The 26,534-nt window shown below is 66.3% G+C and carries 28 protein-coding genes and 1 other RNA gene; 17 read left to right on the top strand and 12 right to left on the bottom strand.

Features of this window, described 5'->3' with window-relative positions:
• The first annotated feature begins 67 nt into the window (after positions 1-67).
• Positions 68-1,744 carry an MBL fold metallo-hydrolase gene (locus tag BMW28_RS09995; protein WP_091817359.1) on the top strand — a complete coding sequence of 559 codons (1,677 nt, stop codon included), beginning with the start codon at positions 68-70 and terminating at the stop codon, positions 1,742-1,744.
• Between the two features lie 84 nt (positions 1,745-1,828).
• On the opposite strand, the gene BMW28_RS09990 is transcribed toward BMW28_RS09995, so the two are convergent.
• On the bottom strand, positions 1,829-2,752 hold the full coding sequence (locus tag BMW28_RS09990) for a ChbG/HpnK family deacetylase (RefSeq protein WP_091817356.1): 924 nt from the start codon (positions 2,750-2,752) through the stop codon (positions 1,829-1,831).
• A 146-nt stretch (positions 2,753-2,898) separates the two neighbouring features.
• On the opposite strand from BMW28_RS09990, the gene BMW28_RS09985 reads away from it, so the two are divergent.
• The gene (locus tag BMW28_RS09985; RefSeq protein WP_091817353.1) at positions 2,899-3,291 is read left to right on the top strand and encodes a GtrA family protein; all 393 of its coding nucleotides are present in this window, start codon (positions 2,899-2,901) and stop codon (positions 3,289-3,291) included.
• A gap of 7 nt (positions 3,292-3,298) precedes the next feature.
• Here BMW28_RS09985 and BMW28_RS09980 read toward each other — a convergent pair whose 3' ends face one another.
• The 3 genes from BMW28_RS09980 to rnpB form a co-directional block, all read right to left on the bottom strand.
• Positions 3,299-4,372: a glycosyltransferase family 2 protein gene (locus tag BMW28_RS09980; protein ID WP_091817350.1), complete on the bottom strand. Its 1,074-nt coding sequence runs from the start codon at positions 4,370-4,372 to the stop codon at positions 3,299-3,301.
• A 27-nt stretch (positions 4,373-4,399) separates the two neighbouring features.
• A complete protein-coding gene (locus BMW28_RS09975; protein WP_091817347.1) occupies positions 4,400-6,028 on the bottom strand; it encodes an ArnT family glycosyltransferase in 1,629 nt (542 codons plus the stop codon).
• Positions 6,029-6,073: 45 nt separating this feature from the next.
• Positions 6,074-6,402, bottom strand: an RNA gene (gene rnpB, locus BMW28_RS09970) — RNase P RNA component class A.
• 83 nt (positions 6,403-6,485) lie between these two features.
• On the opposite strand from rnpB, the gene BMW28_RS09965 reads away from it, so the two are divergent.
• Both BMW28_RS09965 and panD read left to right on the top strand, forming a co-directional pair.
• Positions 6,486-8,222 (top strand): NAD(P)/FAD-dependent oxidoreductase, encoded by a 1,737-nt coding sequence (locus BMW28_RS09965; protein WP_091817345.1) that lies wholly within the window; start codon positions 6,486-6,488, stop codon positions 8,220-8,222.
• A gap of 81 nt (positions 8,223-8,303) precedes the next feature.
• Positions 8,304-8,687, top strand: coding sequence for an aspartate 1-decarboxylase (gene panD, locus BMW28_RS09960; protein WP_091817342.1), 384 nt, complete (start codon positions 8,304-8,306; stop codon positions 8,685-8,687).
• A 97-nt stretch (positions 8,688-8,784) separates the two neighbouring features.
• On the opposite strand, the gene BMW28_RS09955 is transcribed toward panD, so the two are convergent.
• The 4 genes from BMW28_RS09955 to BMW28_RS09940 form a co-directional block, all read right to left on the bottom strand.
• Entirely contained in the window at positions 8,785-8,955 is a 171-nt protein-coding gene (locus tag BMW28_RS09955) for a DUF1328 domain-containing protein (protein WP_091817499.1), read from the bottom strand.
• Between the two features lie 114 nt (positions 8,956-9,069).
• The gene (locus tag BMW28_RS09950) at positions 9,070-9,525 is read right to left on the bottom strand and encodes a putative toxin-antitoxin system toxin component, PIN family (protein ID WP_091817340.1); all 456 of its coding nucleotides are present in this window, start codon (positions 9,523-9,525) and stop codon (positions 9,070-9,072) included.
• Positions 9,525-10,628: a hypothetical protein gene (locus tag BMW28_RS09945; protein ID WP_143280585.1), complete on the bottom strand. Its 1,104-nt coding sequence runs from the start codon at positions 10,626-10,628 to the stop codon at positions 9,525-9,527. Before BMW28_RS09945 ends, BMW28_RS09950 begins: the two co-directional genes overlap by 1 nt.
• The gene (locus BMW28_RS09940; protein ID WP_091817335.1) at positions 10,625-11,989 is read right to left on the bottom strand and encodes a THUMP domain-containing class I SAM-dependent RNA methyltransferase; all 1,365 of its coding nucleotides are present in this window, start codon (positions 11,987-11,989) and stop codon (positions 10,625-10,627) included. Before BMW28_RS09940 ends, BMW28_RS09945 begins: the two co-directional genes overlap by 4 nt.
• Positions 11,990-12,113: 124 nt before the next feature.
• On the opposite strand from BMW28_RS09940, the gene BMW28_RS09935 reads away from it, so the two are divergent.
• Positions 12,114-12,341, top strand: coding sequence for a cysteine-rich CWC family protein (locus BMW28_RS09935; RefSeq protein ID WP_091817333.1), 228 nt, complete (start codon positions 12,114-12,116; stop codon positions 12,339-12,341).
• 17 nt (positions 12,342-12,358) lie between these two features.
• Entirely contained in the window at positions 12,359-13,156 is a 798-nt protein-coding gene (locus BMW28_RS09930; RefSeq protein WP_091817331.1) for a class II glutamine amidotransferase, read from the top strand.
• A gap of 86 nt (positions 13,157-13,242) precedes the next feature.
• Here BMW28_RS09930 and BMW28_RS09925 read toward each other — a convergent pair whose 3' ends face one another.
• The 3 genes from BMW28_RS09925 to BMW28_RS09915 form a co-directional block, all read right to left on the bottom strand.
• Positions 13,243-14,151: a PhaM family polyhydroxyalkanoate granule multifunctional regulatory protein gene (locus tag BMW28_RS09925; RefSeq protein ID WP_200785781.1), complete on the bottom strand. Its 909-nt coding sequence runs from the start codon at positions 14,149-14,151 to the stop codon at positions 13,243-13,245.
• Between the two features lie 99 nt (positions 14,152-14,250).
• Complete coding sequence (locus BMW28_RS09920; RefSeq protein WP_091817328.1) at positions 14,251-15,672, bottom strand: DUF3422 domain-containing protein; 1,422 nt, start codon at positions 15,670-15,672, stop codon at positions 14,251-14,253.
• The gene (locus tag BMW28_RS09915) at positions 15,669-16,637 is read right to left on the bottom strand and encodes a fumarylacetoacetate hydrolase family protein (RefSeq protein ID WP_091817325.1); all 969 of its coding nucleotides are present in this window, start codon (positions 16,635-16,637) and stop codon (positions 15,669-15,671) included. Before BMW28_RS09915 ends, BMW28_RS09920 begins: the two co-directional genes overlap by 4 nt.
• A gap of 157 nt (positions 16,638-16,794) precedes the next feature.
• Between BMW28_RS09915 and BMW28_RS09910 the strand changes: the two genes are divergently transcribed.
• On the top strand, positions 16,795-18,030 hold the full coding sequence (locus BMW28_RS09910; RefSeq protein ID WP_143280584.1) for a DUF3108 domain-containing protein: 1,236 nt from the start codon (positions 16,795-16,797) through the stop codon (positions 18,028-18,030).
• Between the two features lie 140 nt (positions 18,031-18,170).
• Positions 18,171-18,467: a BTH_I0359 family protein gene (locus tag BMW28_RS09905; RefSeq protein ID WP_091817498.1), complete on the top strand. Its 297-nt coding sequence runs from the start codon at positions 18,171-18,173 to the stop codon at positions 18,465-18,467.
• A 167-nt stretch (positions 18,468-18,634) separates the two neighbouring features.
• Here the strand turns inward: BMW28_RS09905 and BMW28_RS09900 are convergent, their stop codons facing one another.
• The gene (locus tag BMW28_RS09900; RefSeq protein WP_091817318.1) at positions 18,635-19,999 is read right to left on the bottom strand and encodes an omega-aminotransferase AptA; all 1,365 of its coding nucleotides are present in this window, start codon (positions 19,997-19,999) and stop codon (positions 18,635-18,637) included.
• Between the two features lie 259 nt (positions 20,000-20,258).
• On the opposite strand from BMW28_RS09900, the gene purU reads away from it, so the two are divergent.
• From purU to BMW28_RS09855, 9 genes are all read left to right on the top strand, one after another.
• Positions 20,259-21,107 (top strand): formyltetrahydrofolate deformylase, encoded by an 849-nt coding sequence (gene purU, locus BMW28_RS09895; RefSeq protein WP_091817315.1) that lies wholly within the window; start codon positions 20,259-20,261, stop codon positions 21,105-21,107.
• Positions 21,108-21,173: 66 nt separating this feature from the next.
• Positions 21,174-22,097, top strand: coding sequence for a LysR substrate-binding domain-containing protein (locus tag BMW28_RS09890; protein ID WP_091817312.1), 924 nt, complete (start codon positions 21,174-21,176; stop codon positions 22,095-22,097).
• Positions 22,098-22,187: 90 nt separating this feature from the next.
• Positions 22,188-23,687, top strand: coding sequence for an FAD-linked oxidase C-terminal domain-containing protein (locus tag BMW28_RS09885; protein ID WP_091817309.1), 1,500 nt, complete (start codon positions 22,188-22,190; stop codon positions 23,685-23,687).
• A gap of 195 nt (positions 23,688-23,882) precedes the next feature.
• A complete protein-coding gene (locus BMW28_RS09880) occupies positions 23,883-24,245 on the top strand; it encodes a DUF1428 domain-containing protein (RefSeq protein ID WP_091817306.1) in 363 nt (120 codons plus the stop codon).
• Positions 24,246-24,255: 10 nt separating this feature from the next.
• Entirely contained in the window at positions 24,256-24,756 is a 501-nt protein-coding gene (locus BMW28_RS09875; RefSeq protein WP_091817303.1) for a VOC family protein, read from the top strand.
• 52 nt (positions 24,757-24,808) lie between these two features.
• Complete coding sequence (locus BMW28_RS09870; RefSeq protein WP_091817495.1) at positions 24,809-25,216, top strand: VOC family protein; 408 nt, start codon at positions 24,809-24,811, stop codon at positions 25,214-25,216.
• A gap of 11 nt (positions 25,217-25,227) precedes the next feature.
• The gene (locus BMW28_RS09865; RefSeq protein ID WP_091817492.1) at positions 25,228-25,641 is read left to right on the top strand and encodes an SRPBCC domain-containing protein; all 414 of its coding nucleotides are present in this window, start codon (positions 25,228-25,230) and stop codon (positions 25,639-25,641) included.
• Positions 25,642-25,667: 26 nt separating this feature from the next.
• Positions 25,668-26,063 carry a VOC family protein gene (locus BMW28_RS09860; RefSeq protein ID WP_091817301.1) on the top strand — a complete coding sequence of 132 codons (396 nt, stop codon included), beginning with the start codon at positions 25,668-25,670 and terminating at the stop codon, positions 26,061-26,063.
• A gap of 272 nt (positions 26,064-26,335) precedes the next feature.
• Positions 26,336-26,515 carry a hypothetical protein gene (locus tag BMW28_RS09855; RefSeq protein ID WP_091817298.1) on the top strand — a complete coding sequence of 60 codons (180 nt, stop codon included), beginning with the start codon at positions 26,336-26,338 and terminating at the stop codon, positions 26,513-26,515.
• The last annotated feature ends 19 nt before the right edge of the window (positions 26,516-26,534 follow it).

Below are 26,534 nucleotides of genomic sequence, written 5' to 3'. Positions count from 1 at the left end.
GCCCATGCGATGGACGCGTGCGGTTTGTGGCATAGTTTTCAGCTGTCTTTACAGGAAGTCCATCGTCATGCCCCGCCCCAGTCAGCAACTCCACCCCGCCGTCCCCACCCTGACCCCGCGTCTGGCCGCCACCGTGCTGCTGCTGCGCGATGGCCCGCAAGGCCTGGAGGTGCTGATGACGCGACGCTCGGCCAAGGCCAGCTTCGCCGCCAGCCTCTATGTGTTTCCGGGCGGCGCGGTGGACGCAGCCGATTCCGAAGCGCCGAAACAGCCGGGCCTGGTGCACCAGCGCAGCGGCCAGTGCGGCGAGCAGCTGACCTGGGCGCTGGCAGCCCTGCGCGAGAGCTTCGAGGAAGTGGGTGTGTTGCTGGCCCGTCGTGCCGACGGCTCGCCTGCCACCCAGGCCGATGTGGATGCGCTCGACCAGGCCATCGGCCGCCGCAACACCGCGGAAGCCTTCTACACCGCCTGCGCCCAGGCCGGCCTGCAGTTGATGGTGGACGAGGTGTACACCCTGGCCCGCTGGATCGGTCCGCTGGACATTCCCAAGCGTTTCGATACGCCTTTTCTGGTGGCGCGCATGCCGGCCGGCCAGACGGTGCAGACGGACGAGCACGAGCAGTTCGAGGCGCGCTGGATCCGGCCCTCGGAGGCGCTGTCGCTGCATGAACAGAAGCAGTTTGCCATCATGTTCCCGACCGAGCGTACCTTGCGCCGGATCGAGCATTTTGAAACCGTAGATGATCTGATCGACGCCTGCAGCGAAGAACCCCTGTGGACCTACTGTCCGCGTGGCGCGCTGGAAAATGGCAAGGAAGCCCGCATCGTCAACGACGAGCTGGCCTTCGGCGAGATCGGCCTGGTCACGCCGCACGGCCAGGTAGCGCATACGCTGGAATGGCAGCACGAGCGCCCGGTGCCGCTGCTGCGCAACGTGATGCGCCTGACGGCCCCCAATGCCAACCGCATGACCGGCCCCGGCACCAACAGCTACATCGTCGGCACCGCAGCCAGCGGCTACGGCGTGATCGATCCGGGCCCGGCGCTGCAGCCGCACCTGCAGAAGCTGTTCGATGCCACTGGCGGGGACATCCGCTTCATCGCCTGCACGCACTCGCACCCCGACCACAGCCCCGGCGCGCCGCTGCTGCAACAGCTGTGTGCCGACGCCGGCAAGCCGGTGCCTCCGGTGTACGGCGTGCCGCACGGCCCGCATTCACGCGCGGACAGCCAGTTTGCGCCGGATCAGGTGCTGGCCGATGGCCAGACCCTGCTGTTGGAGGAGCCGGACGGCACCCAGCACACGCTGCAGGCCATCCTCACGCCTGGCCACACCGCCAACCACGTGTGCGTGGCGCTGCTGGAAGACGAACTGCTGTTCAGCGGCGACCACATCCTCAACGGCAGCACCACCATCATCGATCCGCCTGACGGCAACATGGGCGACTATCTGGCCTCGCTGGACAAGCTGGAGCGCGCCTGTGAGGCGATGGAACTGGAGTTCATCCTGCCGGCCCATGGCTATGCCATGCAGCATGCCACCACCGTGATCGAAGGCCTGCGTGCGCACCGGCTGGTGCGCGAGGCGCGCGTGGCCGCCGCCATGGACCAGCTGCCGGACGGCACGCCGGAAGACTGGGTGCCGCTGGCCTATTCGGACACGCCCGAGGCGCTGTGGCCGCTGGCGCGCCGCTCGCTGATCGCGCATGTGGAGCATATCCGCGCCCTGCGCACGGGGGACTGAGCGTGTTGTAGCGGCTGGTGCAGATGTGGTGATGAGATCCGCACCTTGCACGCAGTGACACCATGCAGCCTGAAACTCCAGGGCTCAGCGCTCCGACGCCTGCTCCTGCTGCGCCTCGTGCAGCCAGCGCGCAAGCGGGCCGATGCGCAGGGGCAACTGCTCCAGCAGGCCGCCGAACCATTCGGAAGCCAGCACCTGATACTCGTTGCAGCGCGCGGCGGCAATGGCGTCGCCCCGGACCATGGCGGCAGCCGAATGGCACATCAGCACATCGCCATGGCGTGCATGCAGCAGCCACGCGCTGAGCAGCTGCTGGTAACGCACGCCGTCCCCCTTGAAGTCATACACCCCTGACAGGGCCCGGTTCATGGCAAAGCCATACTGCTTTGCCATGCGGTGCAAGGCCGGTCTGCCAAGCGCTGCGATCACTGCAGCCTTGAAGGCATTGCCAGCGCCCGCGCTCAGGCCGAGCGCCGGGCGGGTGTCGCGCAGCCAGGGGCGTTGCGCAGGATCCGGATAGCGCTGCAACAGTTCATCCAGCAGGGCCTCGCGCACCATGGGCAGCTGGTGCACGTGCTGGTGGCCGTCGACAAAGGCCGGGGCTTGCTGCCAGGCGGCTTCGAAAGCGTCCAGCTGACGTGTCACTTCCGCAGCCAGCCATCCGGCGTCCAGGCGGCGCGTATAGCTTGCACCGATGAGTTGCCGCAAGGGCAGCTTGTGCCGCGCCTCGGTGGCCAGGGACAGCTCCGTCAGGTCCAGATGCAGGCCGACATCGATGCGGCCGGCAGGCTGGGCGCGCAACTGCGCTGCGCCGGAGGCCCAGGCCGGTCCGTCCACCAAGGCACCCGTCGCGCCGATGCGGCCCAGCTCAAGCAGATGCAGCACGGCCTCGTTGACCGCACCATCCAGCCCGAAGTCGTCCACACACAGGCAGACACAGGGCAACGGGTGCGCCATGTCGCTGCGGGGTGGAGCGTGACCTTCGGCCGGCGGTGAATCGGAATACATGGGGCGATTGTGGCATGCCTCCCTGCTACCGCGACAGGGAGCCACAACAAGCCACGGTGCGGTACGCGTCGACCGCCGTGTGCGCCCGGCACGACCTCCCGGGCATAGAATGGCCGCTTCCTTCCACGCACTCCACCCCTGCCACCATGCTTCGATCGCTTCCGCCTCCCCTGCGCTTCATCGCCGTCGGGTGCTGTGCCGCTGCCGTGCACTGGGGCGTCGTGCGTCTGCTGGTGGAAGCCGGCTGGCTGCAGCCACTGCCTGCCAATGTGCTGGGCTGGATGATCGCCTTCGGCGTTTCCTTTGCCGGTCATGCGCTCTGGACCTTTGCCGAGCATGGCGCACCCTGGCAACAGGCGCTTCCCCGCTTTCTGGCGGTCTCGGCCGCCGGTTTCGCAGTCAATCAGGGCGCCTATGCGCTGGCCCTGCACTGGCTGCCGTGGCGCTACGATGTGTTGCTGGCCGGGGTGCTGGTGGCCGTGGCAGCAGGCACCTATGTGCTCGGCAAGCTGTGGGCCTTCCGCGCAGCCGGGCGCTAGGACGGGTTCACTGCAGGGTCACGTCATCCGGCAAGGGGTCGGGCAACTCCGGGCACACCGTATTGGCCCCTCCAGACAGGGGCTGCAGCGTCGCACGCCGCTTGCGAGGCAGACCGCTGCCATGCTCCTCGGACACAATGTACACCGGACGCCGCTTGACCTCTTCGAAGATGCGCGCGATGTACTCGCCCACCACGCCAAGCGACATCATCTGCAGGCCGGAGAACAGCAGGATGCAGACAATCAGCGTGCTCCAGCCCGATACCCGGTTGCCCCAGATGAAATAGGCCAGCACCACCCACGAGCCATACAGGAATGCGACCAAGGCCGCCAGCATGCCGATCAGCGTGACCACACGCAACGGCCAGGTGGTGAAGGCCGTCATGCCGTCGATGGCGAAGTGCAGCAGCCTCAGGGCATTGAAGCTGGACAGCCCGCTCTCGCGCGTGAGCGGCTGATAGGGGATGGCCACGGTACGGAAGCCCGCCCAGGCATACAGCCCCTTCATGAAACGGTTGCGCTCGGGCAGGCGCCGCAGGGCCAGCACCACCTTGCGGTCCATCAGGCGGAAATCCCCCGCATTGGGCGGAATGCCGAAACGCGCTCCGCGGTTGACGGCGCGGTAGAACAGACGGGTGCCGATCTGCTTGAGGGGTTTCTCGTCGTCGCGGTGGCTGCGGATGGCATATACCACTTCCGCTCCGTCATGCCAGTGCTGCAGCATCACGGGGATCAGCGCAGGCGAATGCTGAAGGTCGGCGTCCATGAGAATCACCGCATCGCCATGGGCCATGTCGATGCCGGCGGTAATGGCAGCTTCCTTACCGAAATTGCGCGAAAAGTGCACGGCCCGCACGCCGCGGATCTGCCCGCTCAACTGAGCCAGGGTGTCGCGCGTGTGGTCGCGGCTGCCATCGTTGATGACAATGATTTCCCAGGGCATGCCTGTGCGATCCAACTCCTCGCGCAACATCGGGAGCAAACGGGCCAGATTGTCCGCCTCGTTATAGGCCGGAATGACGCAGGACAGGGTCAGCGCGGACGCGTTCGTGTCTTGGGAGGCGGTAGCCGACTGGGGCATGGCGTCAGATTGCAAGGGAAAGCAGAATCATAGCGCAGAGCAGGCTGGCTGGCCTGACTCTGGCGGCAGCACCACCCAGTGCATGGCGGTAATGCCGCCTCCGAGGTTTTCCACATGCCCGGTGACTGCATCCTGCGGAATGACGAGCGGTCTGGCTCCCTGCGCCCAGACACGTGCGGCTTCGCGCGCAGCCTCGGTTGCGGGCTCCTTGGTGGGCGCCACCAGATAGTCGGCCCGCAACACCACCGCACCACACCGTGCCACCAGATCCTCGGGCACCCAGGGACTCCAGCGGTAATTGTTGTTGAGCAGGACCAGGGGACGTTCACGCAGGGCGAGCGCAACCGCACCGGCTTCCTTGCTGTCCCCGATGATCACCCGAACCGGCCCGCCCAGCGCTTGCTGCACCTGGGGAGTCATTGCGGCGGCCACGCGTGCGGCATCGAAGTTGCGCCAGCTCTTGTTGCGCCACTTCGGCAGACCGTGCGCCGAGGTGAGGACGACCTGTGCCACCAGCAACAGCTGCAGCACCAGAAAAGTCCGCCACACCGGACGGGACAGCACCCCAGCCCAGTCGACGCGCGGTGCCAGCAGCATCAGCCCCGGCAGCAGGATGGGCAGATAGGCCACCCCCCAGTGCCGCTGCAATTCCGACCCCATCAGCATGCCCATCAGGGTCATGAGCAGCAGGGGCACCCCGCCCCACACCAGCAGGAAAATGCGCGCACTGAGAGGAGCCCGCTGCTTGCCGCCATCTTCCTGTCGCAGGTTGGCATTCGGGATAGCAGCCTCCGGAGGCTGCCGGCGCAGGCGGCGGCGCCAGAACCAAACACCCAGCCCCAGCAACAGACCGGAAAGCATCGCCCTTCCAAGCAGCTGATCCGCCAGCCACTGCAGGCTGCCCAGCGCCCCGCTCACTCCGGCTTCACCCGCCTCCACGGAGGTACTCAGCGCATATCCAAGCGCCCCGCCGCCCTGCTGCAATTGCCACCAGGCATGAGGCGCAAAGACCGCCATGGAAACCAGTCCGGCCAGAACCAGGCCGCCACGATGCACCGGACTCTGCCACCCCCGCGCCAGCAGCCAGAGCACCAGCAACGCCACCACCGACAGGCCGATCTGGTACTTGGCCAGGGCGCCCAGCCCCAATGAGCAGCCCAGCAGCAGCCACCAGCGCCAGCGCTGCTGCTCGAACGCAAGCCAGGCGAACACGGCACTGGCCACCGTGAACAGCAGCAGGGTAATGTTGTGGTTGTAGAAATGCAGCCTTCCGGCCACAAAGGTGATGCACAGCATGGCCAGCAGGGCCAGGGTGGCAAAGCGGCTATCCTGCATGCGGCGCAACAGCCACCAGAGCCACCCCAGCGAGGCCAGCGTGAGACCGCCCCCCAGCACGTAGGTGACCCAGCCATGCAGACCGAACAGCTGGACCAGCGGCCACAGCAGCACGGTCGTGAGCGGGGGGTGTTTGTAATAACCCCAGTCGAGCTTGCGCACCCAGATCAGCTGCTCGAGGTTGTCCATGGGCGGCACCAGCACCGAGCCGCCGTGCACCAGCAGCCAGAGCGCCCCAAAGGCCAGAAGGAACAAGCCTGCCGCGCGCGCAGGAACGGAAGCGCGCGCATCATCCAGCGCGCGAAAGAATGACAACTGCATGGAACGAGAGTCTGCCGCAAAAATACGCCAGCACCGTGGAAGAAGATGTGAAGTCTGCCGATAAGCCGGATTCTGTGCACAGCGGTTGCCCGCTGCGTGACCGCCATTCATCTGGGCCGGGGGTCGCCCACCCGGCTCGGTGCTACCTACCCGCCAGCTCTGCGGAACCACATCAACGCTGGCCTACTTGGTATTGCTGCGCGCAGAGATTGCCCGTTTCACCTTGGGCAGCATAGCTGCCCAAACTCGTCTCTGTTGCTCTGATCCTCACCTCACGGTGGAGAGGTATTACCTCCTGCGCTGTCCTGTGCAGTCCGGACGTTCCTCCAGTGCCGTGTTTCCACGATTGCACCAGCGGCGGTCTGGCAGGCTTCACGCTGCGCATTATCCCAGAGTGATGACAGCCGCGCCAGCCTGCCCGATAATTGAAGTTTTGCTTGATCGACACAAGCCCATCATGATCCGACTCTCCGAAATCCGCCTGCCGCTGGACAGCAGCGATGCCGACCTGCGCCAGGCCGTGACCGACACCCTGGGCATCGCCCCCACCGATCTGGCCGAGGTGCACGTGCACAAGCGCAGCTTCGATGCGCGCAAGAAGCAGTTGCAGCAGGTGTTCATCGTCGATGTGACGCTGGCCGATGACGCCGCCTGCTCCGTGGCCGGACTGCTGCAGCAGCACGCCGGCAACTCCCACATCCAGCCCACGCCGGACATGCGCTGGTACGCCCCCGCACACGCCCCGGCAAACCTCTCGGAGCGCCCGGTGGTGATCGGCTTCGGCCCCTGCGGCATGCTGGCCGCGCTGGCGCTGGCGCAGATGGGATTCAAGCCCATCGTGCTGGAGCGTGGCAAGAAGGTGCGCGAGCGCACCAAGGACACCTGGGGCCTGTGGCGCAAGCAGGTGCTCACGCCCGAAAGCAACGTGCAGTTTGGCGAAGGCGGCGCCGGCACTTTCAGTGACGGCAAGCTCTACAGCCAGATCAAGGACCCGCGCCACCTCGGCCGCAAGGTGATGGAAGAGTTCGTCAAGGCCGGCGCGCCGGAAGAAATCCTCTACGTGGCACGCCCGCATATCGGCACCTTCCGCCTGGTGAAGGTAGTGGAAAGCATCCGCGAACAGATCGAGACGCTGGGCGGCGAGATCCGTTTCCAGCAGCGCGTGACCGATATCGAGCGCGACGCCGCTGGCGCGCTGCAGGCGCTGCATGTGCACGATCTGGCTGCCGGACAGGATTACGTGCTGCCCGCCCGCCATGCCATCTTCGCCCTCGGCCACAGCGCGCGCGACAGCTTCACCATGCTGTACGAGCGTGGCGTGCAGATGGAGGCCAAGCCGTTCTCGATCGGCTTTCGCATCGAGCACCCGCAGAGCCTGATCGACCAGGCGCGCTGGGGCGTGCATGCCGGCCACCCGCTGCTGGGCGCGGCCGATTACAAGCTGGTGCACCATGCCAGCAATGGGCGCGCCGTGTACAGCTTCTGTATGTGCCCAGGCGGCACCGTGGTGGCTGCCACCAGCGAGCCGGGCCGCGTGGTGACCAACGGCATGAGCCAGTATTCGCGCGCCGAGCGCAATGCCAACGCAGGCATGGTGGTGGGCATCACGCCGGCCGATTTTCCGCAGCTGGATCCCAGCCTGCCAGCCGCCGAGGCACTGGCGCAGGCCGAACAGCTCCCGCCCAACGTGCTGGAGCGCGACGGTGTGGGCTCGGGCCGCGACAAGGCACATCCGCTGGCCGGCATCGCGCTGCAGCGCATTCTGGAAAGCCAGGCCTTCCACATGGGCGGCAGCGACTACCGCGCTCCGGGCCAGACCGTGGGCGACTTCCTGGAACAGCGTCCGTCCACCGAGCTGGGCGCCGTGGAGCCTTCCTACAAGCCGGGCGTGACACTGACCGACCTCTCGCGCGCCCTGCCCCATTACGCGATCTATGCCATGCGCGAGGCCCTGCCGGCCTTCGGCCGCAAGATCCGGGGCTACGACTGGAGCGATGCCATGCTGACCGGTGTGGAGACGCGCACGTCCTCGCCCATCCATATCGACCGCGACCGCGAGAGCCTGCAAAGCCCGAGCGTGCCCGGCCTGTACCCGGCCGGCGAAGGTGCAGGCTACGCCGGCGGCATCCTGTCCGCAGCCGTGGACGGCATCAAGGTTGCCGAGGCGCTGGCTGTCGCAATGACGAAACAGTAAGCCAAATTTTTACCCCCCTCCGCTGCGTCGCTTTATACAATCGCGCTTCTTTCGTATTTTGTTCCTGAAGAAGGACCACCCATGCCCCGTCATACCCTGTTGAATGGCAAGATCCATCGCGCTACCGTTACCCACTGCGAACTGCACTACGAAGGCTCTTGCGCCATCGACGAGAACCTGCTGGACGCTTCCGGCATCCGCGAATTCGAGCAGATCTACATCTGGAACATCAACAACGGCGAACGCTTCACCACCTACGCCATCAAGGGCGAGCGTGGCAGTGGCATGATTTCCGTGAACGGCTCGGCCGCACGTCGCGCCTCCAAGGGCGATCTGGTGATCATTGCCGCCTTCGTGCAACTGGACGCCGACGAGATCGCCAGCCACAAGCCGCAACTGGTGTTCGTGGACGAGAACAACCGCCAGATCGAACTGCGCTCGCATATCCCCACGCAGGAGATGTAAGCCGGGCGGCCTGCCGCTCCCCAGACAGCAAGGGCTGCATCGCGATGATGCAGCCCTTGTTGCTTGTGATCACGCAATGCCCTGTTCATTTATACGGCTAGAGCTTTTTCGCGCCTATCACGCCCAGCACCAGCATGATCAGGAACAGCACCACGAACACGATGAACAGGATCTTGGCAATGCCGGCCGCGCCCGCAGAAACGCCGGTAAAGCCGAAAATGCCTGCGACGAACGCGATGATGGCGAAGATGATGGCCCACTTGAGCATGATGACCTCCTTGTTGAGTGGTTCGCTCCGCGCCGTGAAGGCCCCGAGCACGATTCCACTGTAGAAGAACGGCCTCCCCGCGCCCATCAGCCCATGGCGCTGCCGCCGGTAGGATCACGCCGACAGCGCTGCCGCGCACCATTCCTCCGGCAAAGCCCTGGCCACCGTCACGCCCTGCTTCGCCAGACGCTTGCGCAGGCGCAGCACGTGGCCGTCCTTGCTCAGCAGCAGTGCCTGCCGCTCAAGGGCCAGATCGATGTAGCACTGGTCATCCGCGTCCTTGCAGATCACGCCGCAACGGGGCGCCGGCTCCACCCAATGCACCTGCGCATCCATGGCAGCCAACACGGCCTCGTTCTCGCGGCCATGGTAGACGGCACGCTTGGCAATCTGCGGATAGTGCAGCACGCGCGCCAGCTCCTCGCGCATGCGCGGCGTGGCCAGCCATTGCAGGCGCCCCTGCTGCAGCGCCTCGCGCAGCGGCACGATGGTGGGGTCCTCGAACAGCAGCAGGTCGAGCACGATGTTGGTGTCGATGACGATGGGCTGTGCGCCTTGCGCTTGCTGCATCAGAACTCCGGCACCGGATTCGGTCCGCCGTCCACCTGCTCGTACAGGCCGTCGTTCAGGCGGAACAGCTGGGTTTCCTGCACCGGCTGGCGATCGCCGCGCGCGTTGGACACCAGGCCCTTGAAGCGGATGGAGACATCTGCGCTCGCGGCCTCGCGCGAAATCGGATGCACCTCGCCGCGCACATCGAAACAGCTGTGCCCCTGCACGGCCGCACTGGCTGCGGCCGAAGCCACGCCGGCCTGCGCCGGGATCACCACACGGCGCCGGGGCTGTCGCGGACCGGAACGCTGTGGCGCCAGCCGCGCATCGCAATCCGGATAGGCAGTCCGGTTGTTGCCCGCCAGGCGCGATTGCAGCGCCAGCGCCAGGCCATCAGGTTGCAGCAGATAGCCGTTCAGCCAGCTGCCGCAGGTGCCTTTCCAGCAGCTTTCGGACTCGAACGTGAGCAGATAGCGCTCAGGCGCCAGCTTGTAGACCTGGCTGTCGCCGGCGCTGCCGTCATAGCCGATGGCATCGACGTAGGGCTGGAAGCTGGTCACCTGCCATTGCTCCTCGCCGGGGGTGCGCGGCTTGCTGTTGCCGGCGCTCTCCGCCACACGGGTGTAGAACACGGTTCCCAGCGCAGCCTTGCTGGTCGGCTCGCGTTGCGGGCGTCCTTCCTGGTCGGCCGGCACGGATTCGAACACCAGCACCGCCTGCGTCTCGTTCAGGCGCACCACCTCGCGCGGCAACGCCACCACCGCCGTGCGCTGCAACAGCGCAGGTGCGGCGCCGCCCGCCTCGGGCATGGATGCCAGTGGCGCCAACGGTTCGCTGGCCGGCAGCATGCTGCTGGGCAACCGCGCTGCCTGCTGCGGCGGCAACATCAGGTTGGCACGCCAGCGCACCTGCTGGGTGTCCACCACCTGTTGCCGGCTGCCGAAGGCGGCATCCATCAGGGCATTCAGGTGCAGGGAGCTGGCCACGCCCTTGTTGGGGGGCATCCGTGCATCACCGTTGTCTGCCGGCTGGCACGCTGCCAGCATGAGGGCCAGCGCCAGCCCCGCGATGCCTTGCAGCAGCCGCGGCAACCGGGCGGGAGCCTCTGGCTTCACCATCACGCGCGCGGTCCTCCGTCGCCGGCACCTGCGGCCTCGCCGGCCTGGCGCTGCGGGCGCGCCTGCATGGAGCCGGCCACCAGGTCGAAACGGAACAGGCGGCACTCGATCGGGCCGTTCCACATCGGGATCTTGCGCGTTTCCTTCAGGCGCATGCGACGCGGCAGGTCGCGGTCGGGCGTGAGCATCCAGGCGGTCCAGCCGGTGTAGTTCTTCTTCCAGTGGCTGGCCAGGCGGGCGAAGAAGTCATCGTCCTCGCTGCCCGCCGCCATGATGGCGCTCTCGCGCCCGCCACGGCTGGCAGCCGCTTCGCGCAGGGTGCCAGTTCCGAGCGTGCCGCCAACGCGATGCACGCGGGGTGCGGCGCTGCGGGCACGCTCCTCGGCACGCTGGCCGGCCACGCCGGCAGCGGCGATGCGCTCGCCATAGGGCGGGTTGATCAGCAGGATGCCAGGGGTTTCAGTGGGCGGCATGCGCTGCAGGGCGTCCCCCCCGCGCAACTGCACGGCGTGGGCCACACCGGCACGCTGGGCATTGCGCTGGGCAAAGTCGACCATGCGGTGCGCCACATCGCTGCCGTAGACCAGCACCGGCGCATCGCGCAATTCGCCTTCACGCGCCTCTGCGCGCAGCTGCTGCCAGACATGGGCCTGGAACGGCAACAGGCGCTCGAAACCGAAACGGCGCTGCACGCCCGGGGCCATGCGGCAGGCCATCTGCGCCGCCTCGACGGCAATGGTGCCGCTGCCGCAGCAGGGGTCGTACAGCGGCTGGCCGGAGGCCGGATCCCAGCCGCTGGCCGCGATCATGGCGGCTGCCAGTGTTTCCTTCAGCGGCGCATCGCCCTTGTCCTCGCGCCAGCCGCGCTTGAACAGCGGCTCGCCCGAGGTGTCGATATACAGCGCCATGCGGTCATTGGTGAGGTGCGCGAAGATGCGCACATCGGGCCACTGGGTGTCCACGCTGGGACGGCTGCCGGCACGGGCGCGGAAGCGGTCGGCCACGGCATCCTTGATCTTGAGCGCGGCAAAGTTCAGGCTCTTGAGCGGGCTGCGCTGCGCCGTGATGTCGATGCGGAAGGTCTGCTGCGGCGTGAACCACAGCTCCCAGGCAATATGGGAAGCCGCCTCGTACAGGTCGGCCTCGTTCTGGTAGGGCGTGCGCGAGAGCTGTACCAGCACGCGCTGGGCCAGCCGGCTGTGCAGGTTGAGTTGCAGCGCATGACGCCAGCTGCCCTGCACCAGCACTCCGGCACGCAGGGCCTGGATCTGTGCAGGCGGCAGTGCCGTGATGGCCGCGATCTCGTCGGCCAGATAGCCCTCGACGCCAGCGGCGCAGGGCAGGAACAGGTGCAAGGCATTCATGGACCGTACTTTACAAGAGTCTGACGCTTTCCACTGGCAAATCGCGGACTTGGGCGCGAAAAAACGCCGTCCTGCGGCCCGCATGCGCTCGCCGCCCGCCCCCGGTTTGTCCGACAATGGAGCCATGTCCGACCTGAAAGCCCCCGCAACGCTCCCGCGCGCGCAGACCTGCCCGCGCTGCGGCCAGCCCAACAGCTGCGCCGTCGAAGCAGGCGCACCGTCCGGCACCTGCTGGTGCATGCACGAGCCGCTGCCCGCCCCTGCCGCCGCCCGCGAGCCGATCCCCGCCGACGCCGCCTGCTACTGCCGCGCCTGCCTACGGGCCCTCCGCTCCGAATCCGCCACCGCCTGACGACCAGAAAGACCGCCATGTGCCAGCTGCTCGGCATGAACTGCAACACCCCGACCGACATCACCTTCAGCTTCAGCGGCTTTGCCCAGCGCGCGGGCGTGACCGACCACCACAGCGATGGCTGGGGCATTGCCTTCTTCGAGGGCCATCCGGATGGAACGCCCCATGCGCAACCGGACAAGGGATTGCGCCTCTACGTGGACAACCAGGCCGCCAGCACCTCACCGGTGGCCCAGCTGATCCGCCAGTACCCGATCCAGAGCAGGCACGTGATCGCGCACATCCGCAAGGCCACGCAAGGACCGATTGCGCTGGAAAACTGCCATCCCTTCGTGCGCGAACTGTGGGGCCGCTACTGGGTGTTTGCGCACAACGGCAACCTGGAAAACTTCCAGCCCCATCTGCACAGCCACTTCCATCCGGTAGGGGATACCGACAGCGAACGGGCCTTCTGCTGGATCATGCAGGAGATCGCCAAGGCGCACGCCTGCATGCCGCCGGTGGAGGAGCTGACGCGCACGCTGCGCGAACTGATGCCCACGCTGGCGAAGCACGGCACCTTCAACATGCTGCTGTCCAACGGGGCCGCGCTATGGGCCCATGCCAGCACGCATCTGCACTACATCGTGCGCCAGCACCCGTTCACCACGGCCCAGCTGCAGGACGAGGATCTGGCCATCGACTTTGCCGAGCACACCACGCCCAATGACCGCGTCGCGGTGATCGCCACGCAGCCGCTCACCACCAACGAGCAGTGGACGGCGTTCTGCTGCGGGGAGTTGCGCGTGTTCGTGGACGGGCAACCGCTGGACTGAGTGCGAAGCGCCCACCGGCGGATGCGCCGGCTGCAGCATGGGCAGCCTGCTTCACTGCCCGTGCTGGCTTGATCCGCGCAGTCCGGTCAGGAGCGCGGCTTGGCGGCCGTTCTGCTCGCCGCCGGCTTGCGCGGGGCAGCGGGCTTGGCGCTTTCTGCCGGCTTGGCAGCAGCCGCGCGTGCCGCAGGTTTTGCAGCCGGCCGGGCGGCCGGCTTGCTGGCACCTGTTTTCGCCGCAGTCGGGCTTGTCTTCGCCTTGGCTGCTGCAGTGCCGGCTGCGGGCTTGCGCGCCGGCGCCTTGCCTGCAGCGGGCCTGGCAGCTGCAGCCGGGGCATCCGCCTGCACAGGGCTTGCCGCTGCCGCCGCCATTTCCGGCATGGCAGCCGCCACCTGCTGCGCCACTTCCTCCTGCGCCTTCAGAAACTCGGCCTGTCGCTGCAACACGTCTTCCTGCGCCTGCTGGGCAATGCTCTGGAAAGTCTGCATCATGCTGCCCCACCACTGGCCTGCCTGGGCGAAGGCAGCGTTCAGCGGAGACTCTTCCTCTTGCGCAGGGGGCTCCGCCTCGGCAGCGGCGGCGGGCTGCACCGGCACTTCATGCCAGGTCACGGTGGATGCCGGTGCGGCCTCTGCCGGGGCTTCGGGCACGGCGGCCTTCACGGCCTGCGTCACGCTGGACACGGTATCGGCCATGCCCTGCTGGAACACCTGGGCCATGTCGTTCATGCTCACGTTCATGTCCTTGAGCGTGGTCAGCGTCATCTTCTGCACTTCCAGCGCCTGGATCGTGGCCTTGAGCGCCGTGGTGTTCTGCTCGAGCCAGAACTGCACGGTGCGCAGTTCCTGGATGCGGCGCTCGACCTCTTCCGGATCCACCGTGGGGGCTACCCACTGCGCCGGCGAGGGCATCATGCTGCGCGGTTGCGTGATCTGCTTGAGAAAGTCGAATCCGGGCACGAACTTGCTGAAGTCGAAGCCTACTGCGTTGATGTTCATCTGCGGTCTCCTGCCTGGCCGCCGTGCGGCAACAATGATGGACGAAAGCATACTGCATGCCGCGGCGGCACGCCAGCCGGACAAGCCGCCGCCACGCTGTCAGTCCACGGAATGGTGCTGGCGGATGCGACGCACGAACCAGGCCACCATCAGCACCACGGGAATCACGCTGGCGCCCACGGCAGCTTCCACCGGGATGTGCAGCGCCTCGATGGCCGGCACGGTCTTGAGCAGCTTGAACACATAGCTCAGCAGGCTCACCGCGTAATAGCTGATCGCCACCACCGACAGGCCTTCCACCGTCTGCTGCAGGCGCAGCTGCAGATGCTGGCGGCGCCCCAGGGCCTGCAGCACCTCCTGGTTGTCATCCTCGCGGCGCGTTTCCACCCGCACCTTGATCAGCTCGACCACGCGCTGCACGCGCTGCGCCACATCGCTCAGGCGCGCATCGGTGCTTTCGCAGAATTCCATCGCCGGCGTGAAGCGGCGGGACAGAAAGCCGCCCAACGTCTGCAGGCCCTGGATGCGGGATTCACGCAAGTCCTGCAGGCGGCGCGCCACGATGCGATGGTAGGCGCGCGTGGCCGAGAAACGGTAGCGCGAGCGCGCCACGCCGTGCTCCACCTCGGAGGCGATCGCCACCAGCTCGGCAAACAGCCGCCGGTCCTGCAGTTGCTGTTCGGACTCCCCTGCCTGATGGCCCTGCCCGGCGAACTGGTCCACCGCCTGCAGCAGGCGGCGTTCCAGCACACCGAGTTGTGCGGACTCCTGATGCGCCAGCGGAAAACCCAGCATGGCCAAGGCGCGGTAGCCTTCGATCTCGACGATGCGCTGCACCTCGCGTGCGCGCTGCTGCTCGGACAGCTGCACGTCCAGCAGCAGGAAGCGGGTGAAGCCGGCATCGTCCAGCAGCAGATGGGTGAACACCGCCGCACGCTCATCGGCAATCCAGGAGCCGAGCAGGTTATGCGAGGTGTCATCATCCGAGCGCGTGGCAGCCAGCAGTTGCGCCATGACACGGCGTGCCTGGCGCAGCATGCCGTCTTCTTCCACCGGCCACACCACCACATGCGTGGCCGCCAGCATCGGATGCTCGCCCAGCAAGGTGAAGAAGGCGGGCGACAGGGCATGGCGCGCATCGGCGCGCAGCATGGCACCGAGCAACAGCTCCGGCTCCTGACGCGGATCGGCCGGCAAATCCAGCCGCAACTGCCAGCTGACGAACTCGCCATGGCGCTCGTACTTGAGCGCCCAGCCGCCGGTCTCGATCAGGTGGTGGCGCGCGCCGGCCTGCGGTGCAGGCTGGCCGGCATCGGCACAGGCCACACGCAGCGCGGCCTCGGCCACCTCGGCCGACAACCCGGCCTGGGCCCAGTAGCTAACCACGCAGCAGGCGGTGGTGCGCAGCGGCGGCCGCGCATGCAGTTCGTCATGCAGTTCGGCGTGGGTACGCGGCGGCAATTGCAGCGGACCGGCCACCTGCAGCGCCTGTTCCGAAGCGGTGTCTACAACAGTGCTCATTCGCACTCTCCGTTTACAACAATGTCGTGGTCAATGGCACCAAAGATGCTCTGGCCGTCGCGGCCGCGCGCCTCGATGCGCAGCGAGTCGCCGTGCTGGAGCCAGGGGGTTTCCGCGCTGCCGTGGTCCTGCATCTCGAGCGCGCGTTTGTCCTTCAGGCAGGCCACCCCCTTGCGGCGGTCGCGATTGCTCACCGGGCCGGCCGACAGCAGGCTGCCTGCTGCTGCAGGGCGGAAGCGGCACAGACGCTCCAGCAGCTGGTCGAATCCCGCTTCCATGTCGGCGCCTGCGTCCAGCAGCCCCAGCTTGCGGCCATTGCCCTGCACCTGCAGGTTCAGGTGGGCGCGCCCCTCGCGCCAGGCATCGCCCAACTCGTCCGGCGTGACGGCCACGGGGCCAAATGCCATTGCGGGACGCGAGAGCAGATCCGCGCCCTCATCCCTAATAGTTTCCAGCTGGCGCAGGCGCACGCCATTGCACAGCAGCAGCAGGCGGATGCCCTCGAGCGCCTGTGCGGCAGACGCACCGACCGGCAGGTCGCCACACACGGCTGCCAGTCCGGCCTCGAAATCGATCTGCAGGCCGGCTCCGGACAGCGTCACCGGCTCCTCAGGGCCGAGCAGGCCATCGGAGCCAGCCTGCCACAGGCGCAAGGCACGGGCTTGCGCCGACGTGCCGTCATCAGGTGCCAGGTGGCCTGCATAGGCGGCAGTATCCACGCGCTGGAAGGCGCGCGGCAAGGGCGCCATGCAGCGAGCAGGGTCAAAGGCAAAGGCGTGCGGAACGCGGCCCGCATTGAGCTGGCGGTAGCAATCCTCGAGTTGCGGGCTGATGAAGTTCCAGTCGTCCAGCACCTGCTGCATGCGCGACGCCGTCTGCGTGGCATGGCAGGCCTGGCGCAAATCACGTGAAACAACCACCAGCAAGCCGTCGCGCGAGCCATCCTTGTATGTTGCAAGTTTCATCCGTATCCTTGTGTCACCCCCGAGGGCCTGGCTGCGCGCTGCTACCCCGCCAATGTATGGAGGCATTCTAGAATAGGCCAAGCACCTTCGCCGGATTCCTCATGCGTGAGGCCGGCAACCGACATTCCCTGTTTCTTTTTTCCCTGCACTGACCGTCTTGCCCGTTCGGCCACCGCCCTTTTCCACCCGCCCGATCCGCCCGCTGCCCTTGCTGCTGGCGGCACTGGCCGTGGCAGCCGCCCATGCCCTGCTGCTGGCCGGCCTGCCGAAGCAGACGCGACCCGCCGAGCAGACGCCAGCCAGCGAAACAGTGGTGGCAGGCCTGGATACGCGCACCATTGCTGCAGAGCCGGAAGCACCGCCTCCAGCACCGGAACCCGCCCCCGAGCCGCCTCCGCCAGCCCCGCAACAGCCCATCGTGGCCCCGGCGCCAATGCGCGAGCCGCCCCCTGCACCACAGCCACGGATACGTCGCCAGCCACGACCTGCCCCGGAGACTCCCGTGGCTGAAACCCCGGCACCGGCCGCTATGGCAGCGTCTGGCGCAGAGGCATCGGCTCCAGACGCTCCCGCCTCCGCAGCAGCAGTCGCGGCATCGGGCATGGCCAGCGGATCGGCGACCACCCCCGCTGCGAGCGCTGCAGTGGCTGGCAGCGCAGCCGGCACACCTGCTCCCATCCCGGCGGAACTGATCGCGCTCTCCCGCGCTCCCGCCAAGGCGCCCCCGTCCTTCACCCTAGAGTACGACATGCAGGGCGAAGCAAAAAAGCTGAAGTATCACGCCAGTGGCACCCTGCAATGGACCAACCACGGTGACCAGAGCTACCAGATGGCCTACACCATCAGCGCTTTCCTGGTGGGCAAGCGCACCCAGGTCAGCCAGGGCACGCTGGGACCCAACGGCCTGCGCCCGGACCGTTTTGCCGACCAGTGGCGCGGCGAGAAGGCCGCCAGCTTTGCCCGCACTCCGGACGCCAGCACGGATGTCGCCCAGGGCCAGATCCAGTTCAGCGCCGGCAATCCCGAAGTCCCCCTGCTGCCCGGCGCGCAGGACCAGGTCAGCATGTTCGTGCAACTGTTGGCGCTGTTCAATGCCGATGCCGGGCGCTATCCGCCGGGCAGCACGCTGCTGCTGCAAGCGGCCGGGCCGCGCAATGCGCCACTGTTCCGCTTCCGCGTCGACCCGGAGGAAACCGTGCACGCTGGCGGCCAGGAACACCATGCCATCAAGCTCACCCAGGTACGCAGTGCCGGCCAGAACAAGCGCATCGAGATGTGGCTGGCTCCCTGGAGCAGTAGCGGCCAGACGCACTACCTGCCGGTACGCATGCGCATCAGCGAGGACAACGGCAACTTCGTCGAACAGACCCTCAAGCGCATGCCCAAAGGGTGATTGGCGTGATTTCGTGCCGGCCTGATACAGAAATTGCCCGTTTCAGTCGCAATCGACGCCCGGTCACAGCTTGATTTGCGGATTGTCGCTACCATGTAGTTGACATGCACAAAGACCTTTTTGACCAAACCGTAGCCGGCATGCACACGCTGTACGACTCCGACAGTTTCGTGGTCGTGCACATGCAGTCGAATCCCGAACTGGACGCCGATGACGTCATCCAGATGCGCGGACGCGGCCATCTGGCCCTGGCCCGTCATGGCTTCGAGATCGTCGACAAGCGTTCCGGTCGCCACGTCTATCTGGATGGCAGTTGGGCCGAACTGTTCCAGCAGCAGATCACCGCCTGGCAGGACAACACCCCGACGCAGGAAGAGGTGGAAGATGCGCTGGAGCATTACAGCGGGCTGGCCAGCAGCCCGGTGATGCTGCACTGAGCGCCGTCCTGCCCTGAGCGAAGCCCTCTGCGGAGGGCTTTTTGCTGCCCGGATGAACGCCCGCCGAAGCCGCCAGGCGTACCAACCGCCACGCAGCCACCAGCGCGAGCGGCGACCCCTCCCCTGATGCAAGGAAGGCCCCCGCCTGTCGAGAGCCGCAACTTGCCTCAGGCCAGGGCGCGGATCGCCTCGCCCAGGGTGTCGACCATCTGCGCAATATGCGTTTCCTCGGCGATGAACGCCGGCGCAAACACCAGCACATCCCCCGCATTGCGCACCAGCACACCGTTTTCGTAGCAGCGCAGGAAGATTTCGTAGGCGCGCTTGCCCGGACTGCCGGCAATGCCCTGCAGTTCCACCGCGCCCGCCATGCCCAGCGTCCGGATGCCGGTCACATGGGGCAGATTGCGCAACTGGCTGTGCATGGCATCGCCCAGCACCGGCGCCATGCGGGCAGCGCGTGCGAACAGGTCCGCTTCCACATAGTGCTGCAGCGTGGCCACGGCGGCTGCCGATGCCACCGGATGACCGGAATAGGTGTAGCCGTGGAAGAACTCGATGGCGTGCGCGGGCTGGTCCACCTGCATCAGCGTGTCGTAGATGCGGTCCGAGCACACCACACCGCCCATGGGGATGGTGCCGTTGGTCACGCCCTTGGCAAAGTTCAGCATGTCGGGCGTCACGCCGAAATACTGCGCGGCAAACGCGGTGCCCAGGCGGCCGAACCCGGTGATCACCTCGTCGAAGATCAGCAGGATGCCGTGCTTGTCGCAGATCTCGCGCAGGCGCTGCAGATAGCCCTGCGGCGGCACGTACCAGCCGGCACTGCCCGCCACCGGTTCGACGATGATGGCCGCCACGTTGGACGGATCGTGCAGCGGCAGGATGCGCTGTTCCAGATCGAGCAGCGGGTCTTCTCTCCACTGCGGCAGTTCGCCCTGGATGAAGGCATGCGCCGGATCGTGGATGAAGCGCATGTGGTCCACGCGCGGCAGCATGGCGGCGCCATAGGCCTTGCGGTTGCCGGGGATACCGCCCACGCTCATGCCGCCGAAGTTCACGCCGTGGTAGCCGCGCTCGCGGCCGATGAACACGCAGCGGTGGCCCTCGCCGCGCGCGCGGTGGTAGGCCAGCGCCAGCTTGAGCGAGGTGTCTGCCGCTTCGCTACCCGAGTTGCAGAACAGCACCTTGTTCAGGTCGTCCGGCGCCAGCGCGGCGATCATGCCGGCGGCCTGCACCGCGCGGTCATTGGTCATGGAGAAGGCTGTGGAATAGTCCAGCATTTCGAGCTGGTCGCGGATGGCCGCATTGATGGGGGCGCAGCGGTGACCGGCGTTGACGCACCAGAGGCTGGAGACACCATCGAGAACGCTGCGGCCATTGCTGGTGGTGAAGTGCATGCCGCTGGCCTGCACCACCACGCGTGGCTGGCGCTGGAAATCGCGGTTGGGGGTGAAGGGCAGCCACTGGTGCACGGTGCCGGCGCGGGCATAGGGGTGCTGGGGCTTGTCTGCGGGCAAGGGGGCGTCCATCTCGTCTCCTTTGTCACATCATTCCGTGGTGCAGCGTACACAAACCGTATTACATTACCCACATTCCGGCAAGGTATACGGAGTGCCGCTACTACAATAGGTGGCTTGTAGCCAGAGCTGCCGGCAGCGCCGGACAGTGCGACCATTGTGGCATCGAATGCCCGGCCCGGCGACCTCCTGACCTACCGTCGATCCCTACCCTGATGCCTGCCGCCCGTTCCACAGCACAACTGTACCGGCTTGCGGCACGCCCCTCACGATGAGCCATCCCTACATCCTGACGCTTTCCTGCCCCGACCGCATGGGGCTTGTCCACGCCGTGTCCGGCTTCCTGATGGAACACGGCGGCAACATCAACGAAGCCGCGCAGTACAACGACACCGGCACCGGCCTGTTCTTCATGCGCGTGGGCTTCACCTGCCCCGAGTCCGATTTCGCGCAGCTGCGCGCGGCGCTGGCCGAGTTCGCCAAGCCCTACCAGATGCAGGCCCGCCTGTATCCGCGCGCCCTGCCCATGCCCACCGTCATCCTGGTGAGCAAGGAAGGCCATTGCCTGAACGACCTGCTGTTCCGCTGGCGCAGCGGCCTGCTGGCCATCGACGTGCGCGCCATCATCAGCAACCACCGCGACTTCTACCAGCTCGCCGCCAGCTACAACGTGCCCTTCCACCACATTCCGGTCACCAAGGACAACAAGGCCCAGGCCGAGGCGCGCCAGCTCGAGATCATCGAATCCGAAGGCGCCGAACTGGTGGTGCTGGCCCGCTACATGCAGATCCTCTCCAACGATCTGTGCGGCAAGCTGGCCGGCCGCGCCATCAACATCCACCACAGTTTCCTGCCCAGCTTCAAGGGCGCCAAACCGTACTACCAGGCGCACGATCGCGGCGTGAAGCTGATCGGCGCCACCGCGCACTACGTCACTGCCGATCTGGACGAAGGTCCCATCATCGAGCAGGATGTGGCCCGCGTCGACCACAGCAAGACGGTCGACGACCTCACGGCTATCGGGAAAGACACCGAGAGCCAGGTGCTTGCCCGTGCCGTAAAGTGGCACAGCGAACACCGCGTCCTTCTCGACGGCCACCGTACCGTCATCTTCCGATAAAAAAAGCAGGCGCAGGCTGCTCCACAAGAGTCAGCGCGCCGCAGATTGCAGACAGGGATACCCTCCATGGCCATGCGCATTCCGCCTATCCAATGCCTTCTCACCTTCGAAGCCCTGGCCCGGCTCCGTAGCGTCACCCACACCGCCGAAGAACTCTGCGTCACGCCCAGCGCGGTCAGCCACCGCATCAAGCAGCTCGAACAGCTGGTGGGCATGCGACTCTTTGGCCGCTCCGATTTCTCCCTCACCACCGAGGGCAGCGAATACCTCTCGCACGTGCGCGAGGCGCTGGCCATGCTGGAGCGCTTCCCCGGCCGCAATCCGGCCCTGTCGCGCCGCAAGCTGCGCGTGGCCGTCACCCCCACCTTCGCGCGCAGCATCCTGATGCCGCGCCTGCGCCAGTTCACCTCGGCCTACCCCGAGATCGACCTGTCGCTGCACGTGAACATTCCTCTGCTCGACGTGGTGGCCGAAGATGCTGACCTGACCATCCGCTACGGCGCCGGCCGCTATGCAGATCTGGAATCGGTCTGCATCATGAAGGACATCATTTCCCCGCTGGCCTCGCCCGCCTGCATCGAGGAGTTCGGCCCCTTCCGCTCGGTTCAGGACCTGCAGAACGCCAAGCTGCTGCGCAGCCCGCTGGAGCCATGGCGCACCTGGTTTGCCGCGCACGATCTTGACTGGCCCGAGCCCATGGACGGCTCCTCCTTCAACGACGTCGGCCTGGCCTGCGATGCCGCCGCCCAGGGTCTGGGTGTGGCGCTGGTGCGCCTGCAACTGGCCCAGCCCTGGCTGGCCAACGGCTCGCTGGTGCGCCTGTTCGAACGCAGCATCCCGAGCCCGCATGCGCACTACCTGTGCTGGCGCACCGGCAACATGGATCGCTGGGAATGCAGCACCTTCGCGCGCTGGCTGCAGGAAAGCCTGCAGCAGGACGTGTCGGTGGCTGAAGCCGCAACGCCGCAGCGCGTGCTAACCACGGCCTGATTCAGCACGGCAAATCCTCACGGCAGCGCTGAAGCGATTTCACGCGGCCGCAACGCCCCTCTGCGGGGCGTTTTCTTTTACAGTGGCGTCATGCCTGACGCTGCCGCCTCTCCCCTACAGAACGACGCTCCCGCCGTGCCCAAGGCCGAGCTGATCGCCGCCCTGCAACAGGGCATGCCCGCGCACGCCCTGCTCTGGCATGAGGAAGACACCACCCCCTACGAATGCGACGGCCTGACCGCCTACCGCCAGCGCCCGCTGTGCGTGGCGCTGCCGGAAACGGAAGAGCAGGTACAGCATGTGCTGCGCACCTGCCACCGTCTGCGCGTGCCGGTGGTGGCGCGTGGCGCCGGTACCGGCCTCTCCGGCGGCGCCCTGCCGCACCGCCATGGCGTGACGCTCTCGCTGGCGCGCTTCAACCGCATCCTCCAGGTCGATCCGCACAGCCGCACGGCACTGGTGCAGGCCGGCGTGCGCAACCTGGCCATCAGCGAGGCGGCGGCGCCCTACGGCCTGTATTACGCGCCCGATCCGAGCAGCCAGATCGCCTGCACCATCGGCGGCAATGTCTCCGAGAATGCCGGCGGCGTGCACTGCCTCAAGTACGGCCTCACCGTGCACAACGTGCTGCGCGTGCGCGGCTACACCATCGAGGGCGAGCCCATCACCCTGGGCAGCGAGGCGCTAGATGCTCCGGGCTATGACCTGCTCAGCCTGGCCATCGGCAGCGAAGGCATGCTGGCGGTGGTGATGGACGTCACCGTCAAGCTGATTCCCAAGCCGCAGCTGGCGCGCTGCATCATGGCCAGCTTTGCCGATGTGCGACAGGCCGGCGAAGCCGTGGCCAACGTGATCGCCGCCGGCATCATCCCGGCCGGGCTGGAAATGATGGACAAGCCCATGACTGCCGCCGTGGAGGACTTTGTCCATGCTGGCTACGACCTGGATGCCGCCGCCATCCTGCTGTGCGAAAGCGATGGCACGCCGGAGGAGGTGGAAGAGGAAATCGGCCGCATGAGCGAGGTGCTGCGCGCGGCTGGTGCCACCGCCATTACCGTCAGCCAGGACGAGGCCGAGCGCCTGCGCTTCTGGAGCGGGCGCAAGAATGCCTTTCCGGCCAGCGGGCGCATCAGCCCGGACTACATGTGCATGGACAGCACCATCCCGCGCAAGCGCCTGGCCGACATCCTGCTGGCGATTGGCGAGATGGAGCACAAGTATGGCCTGCGCTGCTGCAACGTGTTTCACGCGGGTGACGGCAACCTGCACCCGCTGATCCTGTTCGATGCGAACGACCCGGACCAGCTGCACCGCGCCGAGCTGTTCGGTGCCGACATCATGGAAACCAGCGTCGCCATGGGCGGCACGGTGACGGGCGAGCATGGCGTGGGCGTGGAGAAGCTCAACAGCATGTGTGTGCAGTTCTCGCCGGAAGAGAATGCCCAGATGTTTGCCGTCAAGCATGCCTTCGATCCGCACGGCCTGCTCAATCCCGGCAAGGTGATTCCGACACTGCAGCGCTGCGCCGAGTATGGCCGCATGCTGGTGCGCGGCGGGCGGCTGCCGTTCCCGGAACTGGAGCGGTTCTAGTCTCCCGTACCGCTGGACGCTACCAAACCGCCCGCAGCCGCAATCCCGTTTAGCCCCTGCACCGCAGCACATAGCCCCGGACGGCCTGTTGTCTGACAAGACCGGCCCCGGCTGCCTTCCACAATGGCACTTCAGGCAATGCATGCATGCCCTGCCACCCATCCCCTTGGGCCGACTCACTCTCAGGAGGTCGCCATGCAGCAAGGCAATTACGTGGACGGGTTTGTCGTGCCCGTGAAAACCAGCGAGAAAGAGGCCTACCGGGCCATCGCCGACAAGGCGGCGCGCATTTTCATGCGCCACGGCGCGGTGGAGGTGGTCGAATGCTGGGCCGACGACGTCAAACCCGGCAAGCACACCTCGTTTCCGCAGGCGGTCCATCTGAAGGACAGCGAAACCGTGGTGTTTGCCTGGATCGTCTGGCCTACGCGCGAGTTGCGTGATCGCGGCATGCAGGCTGTCATGGAGGATCCCGAGATGGACAAGGATCCCGCACACATGCCCTTCGACACGAAACGCATGATCTTCGGCGGTTTCGGCGTGCTGGTGAATCATTGAGGACGCTGCCATGGCACGACTCGCCATCATCCAGCCCTGCCTTTGGTTCGACGATCAGGCCGAAGACGCCGCGCGTTTCTACACCGGCATTTTCCCGGACTCCGCGATCGGCACCATCACGCGCTATACCGACGTGGGCCAGGAACACCATGGCAAGCCCGTCGGCAGTGTGCTGACCGTCGCCTTCACCTTGGCCGGGCAGCCCTTCGTGGCGCTCAATGGCGGACCGGTGTTCCGCTTCAATGAAGCGCTGTCGCTGCAGGTCCTGTGTGAGACGCAGGACGAGGTCGACCACTACTGGCATCACCTGAGCGAAGGCAACCCTGCTGCGGCCATGGAATGCGGCTGGCTCAAGGACCGCTTCGGCCTGCCATGGCAGGTGGTGCCGGTACGCCTCACCGAACTGCTGGCCGACCCTGATGCCGAGGTCGTCCGCCGGGTCACCCGCGCCATGTTCGCCATGCAGAAGATGGACATCGCCAGCCTCGAACGCGCTGCCTCGGCAGGCTGAGCCGCGCGCACCTTTCCGGCTGGCCGTCGCCTGCCTTCCCATGGAGACACTCATGCAATTCACCCCCTACCTCAACTTCAACGGCAACTGCGACGAAGCCTTTGCCTTCTACCACCAACTGTTCGGCGGCGAAATCCTGCACCGCAGCACCTTTGCCGAATCTCCTGGCACCGAAGACATTCCGGAGGAATTCCGCAACGGCATCATGCACATCCACCTGCAAGTGGGCAGCTTCGGCCTGATGGGATCCGATGCGCCAGCCAACCTGTTCGTGCCGGCGCAAGGCCTGTGGGTGTCCGTCAAGGCCGACACCGTGGAAGAGGGCCAGCGCCTGTTCAACGCACTGGCCGAAGGCGGCCGCGTGACCATGCCCTTCGAGCAGACCTTCTGGTCGCCCGGCTTCGGCATGGTGACGGACCGCTTCGGCACGCCGTGGATGGTCAACGTGTACCACGAGTGAGCACCCAGGCCATGGATACCCTGACCGTGGAAACCTTCGTCGCGGCGCCCATCGACCGCGTATGGTCCGCCTGGACCACGCCGGCCGACATCCAGCAGTGGAACGCCGCGCTGGACAGCTGGCACACGCCGCTGGCGGTGCTGGACCTGCGCGCCGGCGGCACCTTCTGCTACCGCATGGAGGCGCGCGACGGCAGCGCGGGCTTCGACTACAAGGGCCGTTTCACGCAGGTGGAACCCCAGCGCCGCATCGACTCGGAGCTGGACGATGGCCGCAAGGTCAGCGTCGAATTCCTGCCACAAACCGACGGTACGCTGGTGCGCGAAACCTTCGAGGTCGAGGACAGCCACACGCTCGAGCAGCAACGCACCGGCTGGCAGAGCATCCTCGACAACTTCACCCGTCACGTGCTTTCCCGGGCCTGAAGCCCCACATCACAAGGAGACCCCCCATGCAAGCCAATCCCGTTGTCTGGTTCGAGATCTATGTGCAGGACATGGACCGTGCCCGCGCCTTCTACGAAACCGTGTTCGACTGTCGGCTGGAAGCGCTGGGCGCGCCTGACGGCGAGGCCGGTGGCATGCAGATGCTGGCCTTTCCCTCGGAGATGGAATGCGCCGGCGCCCCCGGTGCAGCCGGCACCTTGGTGAAGATGGACGGCGTGCCCTCCGGCCCCGGCGGCACCATGGTCTATTTTTCGTGCGAGGACTGTGCCGTGGAGCAAGGCCGGGTGGTCGGCGCCGGCGGCTCCGTCTTCCGGCCCAAGTTCTCGATCGGCCCCTACGGTCATGCGGCGCTCGTGACCGATACCGAGGGCAACATGATCGGACTGCATTCCATGGCGTGAATCGCCGAGCCTGACACCTGCCGGCGCAGCTCCCCGATGGCCTGCGCTGGCATTAACCCTTCACATTAGTGCGAAATGTAATAACAATTTATTTATTTTGTGTTATCATTGGAACTGCCATTAATTGGCATCGTCAATTGAATCCATCAGGAGTATTCAATGTCTTCCGACAACGCCAGTTGTCATTCTCATCAACCTCGCGGCCCACGCGCCGGTGATTGAAGCTCTTTCTCACCGCAGCTGGCCCGCTCCAGTTCATCAGGAGGTGAGACATGAACTTAGCTTACGCATCCCTTCCCTATGCCGACCTGCACGCCGCTGCCGCTCCGGAGCGCGAAGAGTATCTGCACGGTCGCCCGCATCGTCTGCGTGCCATGCGCGCCGTCTGGGTGTGCAACCCCGAAAGCGGTGTCATGGAGTGCAGCTGGGTATCGCACGGCCTGCGTGCCTGAGCATCCCGCACACTGACTC

This window comes from Allobrachymonas denitrificans DSM 15123 (assembly GCF_900110225.1).
Classification (GTDB): Bacteria; Pseudomonadota; Gammaproteobacteria; order Burkholderiales; family Burkholderiaceae_C; genus Brachymonas; species Brachymonas denitrificans.
The sequence above is the reverse complement of the archived record's forward strand: the minus strand, read 5'-3'. Positions and strand labels throughout refer to the sequence as shown.

What these genes read in the sequence shown, in the direction of transcription:
- BMW28_RS09935 (WP_091817333.1), top strand. Translation starts at nt 12,114, where the DNA reads ATGTCCGACCTGAAAGCCCCCGCAACGCTCCCGCGCGCGCAGACCTGC.
- purU (WP_091817315.1), top strand. Translation starts at nt 20,259, where the DNA reads ATGAGCCATCCCTACATCCTGACGCTTTCCTGCCCCGACCGCATGGGG.
- BMW28_RS09965 (WP_091817345.1), top strand. Translation starts at nt 6,486, where the DNA reads ATGATCCGACTCTCCGAAATCCGCCTGCCGCTGGACAGCAGCGATGCC.
- BMW28_RS09885 (WP_091817309.1), top strand. Translation starts at nt 22,188, where the DNA reads ATGCCTGACGCTGCCGCCTCTCCCCTACAGAACGACGCTCCCGCCGTG.
- BMW28_RS09980 (WP_091817350.1), bottom strand. Translation starts at nt 4,372, where the DNA reads ATGCCCCAGTCGGCTACCGCCTCCCAAGACACGAACGCGTCCGCGCTG.
- panD (WP_091817342.1), top strand. Translation starts at nt 8,304, where the DNA reads ATGCCCCGTCATACCCTGTTGAATGGCAAGATCCATCGCGCTACCGTT.
- BMW28_RS09930 (WP_091817331.1), top strand. Translation starts at nt 12,359, where the DNA reads ATGTGCCAGCTGCTCGGCATGAACTGCAACACCCCGACCGACATCACC.
- BMW28_RS09915 (WP_091817325.1), bottom strand. Translation starts at nt 16,637, where the DNA reads ATGAAACTTGCAACATACAAGGATGGCTCGCGCGACGGCTTGCTGGTG.
- BMW28_RS09955 (WP_091817499.1), bottom strand. Translation starts at nt 8,955, where the DNA reads ATGCTCAAGTGGGCCATCATCTTCGCCATCATCGCGTTCGTCGCAGGC.
- BMW28_RS09880 (WP_091817306.1), top strand. Translation starts at nt 23,883, where the DNA reads ATGCAGCAAGGCAATTACGTGGACGGGTTTGTCGTGCCCGTGAAAACC.
- BMW28_RS09990 (WP_091817356.1), bottom strand. Translation starts at nt 2,752, where the DNA reads ATGTATTCCGATTCACCGCCGGCCGAAGGTCACGCTCCACCCCGCAGC.
- BMW28_RS09865 (WP_091817492.1), top strand. Translation starts at nt 25,228, where the DNA reads ATGGATACCCTGACCGTGGAAACCTTCGTCGCGGCGCCCATCGACCGC.
- BMW28_RS09925 (WP_200785781.1), bottom strand. Translation starts at nt 14,151, where the DNA reads ATGAACATCAACGCAGTAGGCTTCGACTTCAGCAAGTTCGTGCCCGGA.
- BMW28_RS09875 (WP_091817303.1), top strand. Translation starts at nt 24,256, where the DNA reads ATGGCACGACTCGCCATCATCCAGCCCTGCCTTTGGTTCGACGATCAG.
- BMW28_RS09890 (WP_091817312.1), top strand. Translation starts at nt 21,174, where the DNA reads ATGGCCATGCGCATTCCGCCTATCCAATGCCTTCTCACCTTCGAAGCC.
- BMW28_RS09860 (WP_091817301.1), top strand. Translation starts at nt 25,668, where the DNA reads ATGCAAGCCAATCCCGTTGTCTGGTTCGAGATCTATGTGCAGGACATG.
- BMW28_RS09900 (WP_091817318.1), bottom strand. Translation starts at nt 19,999, where the DNA reads ATGGACGCCCCCTTGCCCGCAGACAAGCCCCAGCACCCCTATGCCCGC.
- BMW28_RS09995 (WP_091817359.1), top strand. Translation starts at nt 68, where the DNA reads ATGCCCCGCCCCAGTCAGCAACTCCACCCCGCCGTCCCCACCCTGACC.
- BMW28_RS09920 (WP_091817328.1), bottom strand. Translation starts at nt 15,672, where the DNA reads ATGAGCACTGTTGTAGACACCGCTTCGGAACAGGCGCTGCAGGTGGCC.
- BMW28_RS09855 (WP_091817298.1), top strand. Translation starts at nt 26,336, where the DNA reads ATGAACTTAGCTTACGCATCCCTTCCCTATGCCGACCTGCACGCCGCT.
- BMW28_RS09870 (WP_091817495.1), top strand. Translation starts at nt 24,809, where the DNA reads ATGCAATTCACCCCCTACCTCAACTTCAACGGCAACTGCGACGAAGCC.
- BMW28_RS09985 (WP_091817353.1), top strand. Translation starts at nt 2,899, where the DNA reads ATGCTTCGATCGCTTCCGCCTCCCCTGCGCTTCATCGCCGTCGGGTGC.
- BMW28_RS09940 (WP_091817335.1), bottom strand. Translation starts at nt 11,989, where the DNA reads ATGAATGCCTTGCACCTGTTCCTGCCCTGCGCCGCTGGCGTCGAGGGC.
- BMW28_RS09975 (WP_091817347.1), bottom strand. Translation starts at nt 6,028, where the DNA reads ATGCAGTTGTCATTCTTTCGCGCGCTGGATGATGCGCGCGCTTCCGTT.
- BMW28_RS09950 (WP_091817340.1), bottom strand. Translation starts at nt 9,525, where the DNA reads ATGCAGCAAGCGCAAGGCGCACAGCCCATCGTCATCGACACCAACATC.
- BMW28_RS09905 (WP_091817498.1), top strand. Translation starts at nt 18,171, where the DNA reads ATGCACACGCTGTACGACTCCGACAGTTTCGTGGTCGTGCACATGCAG.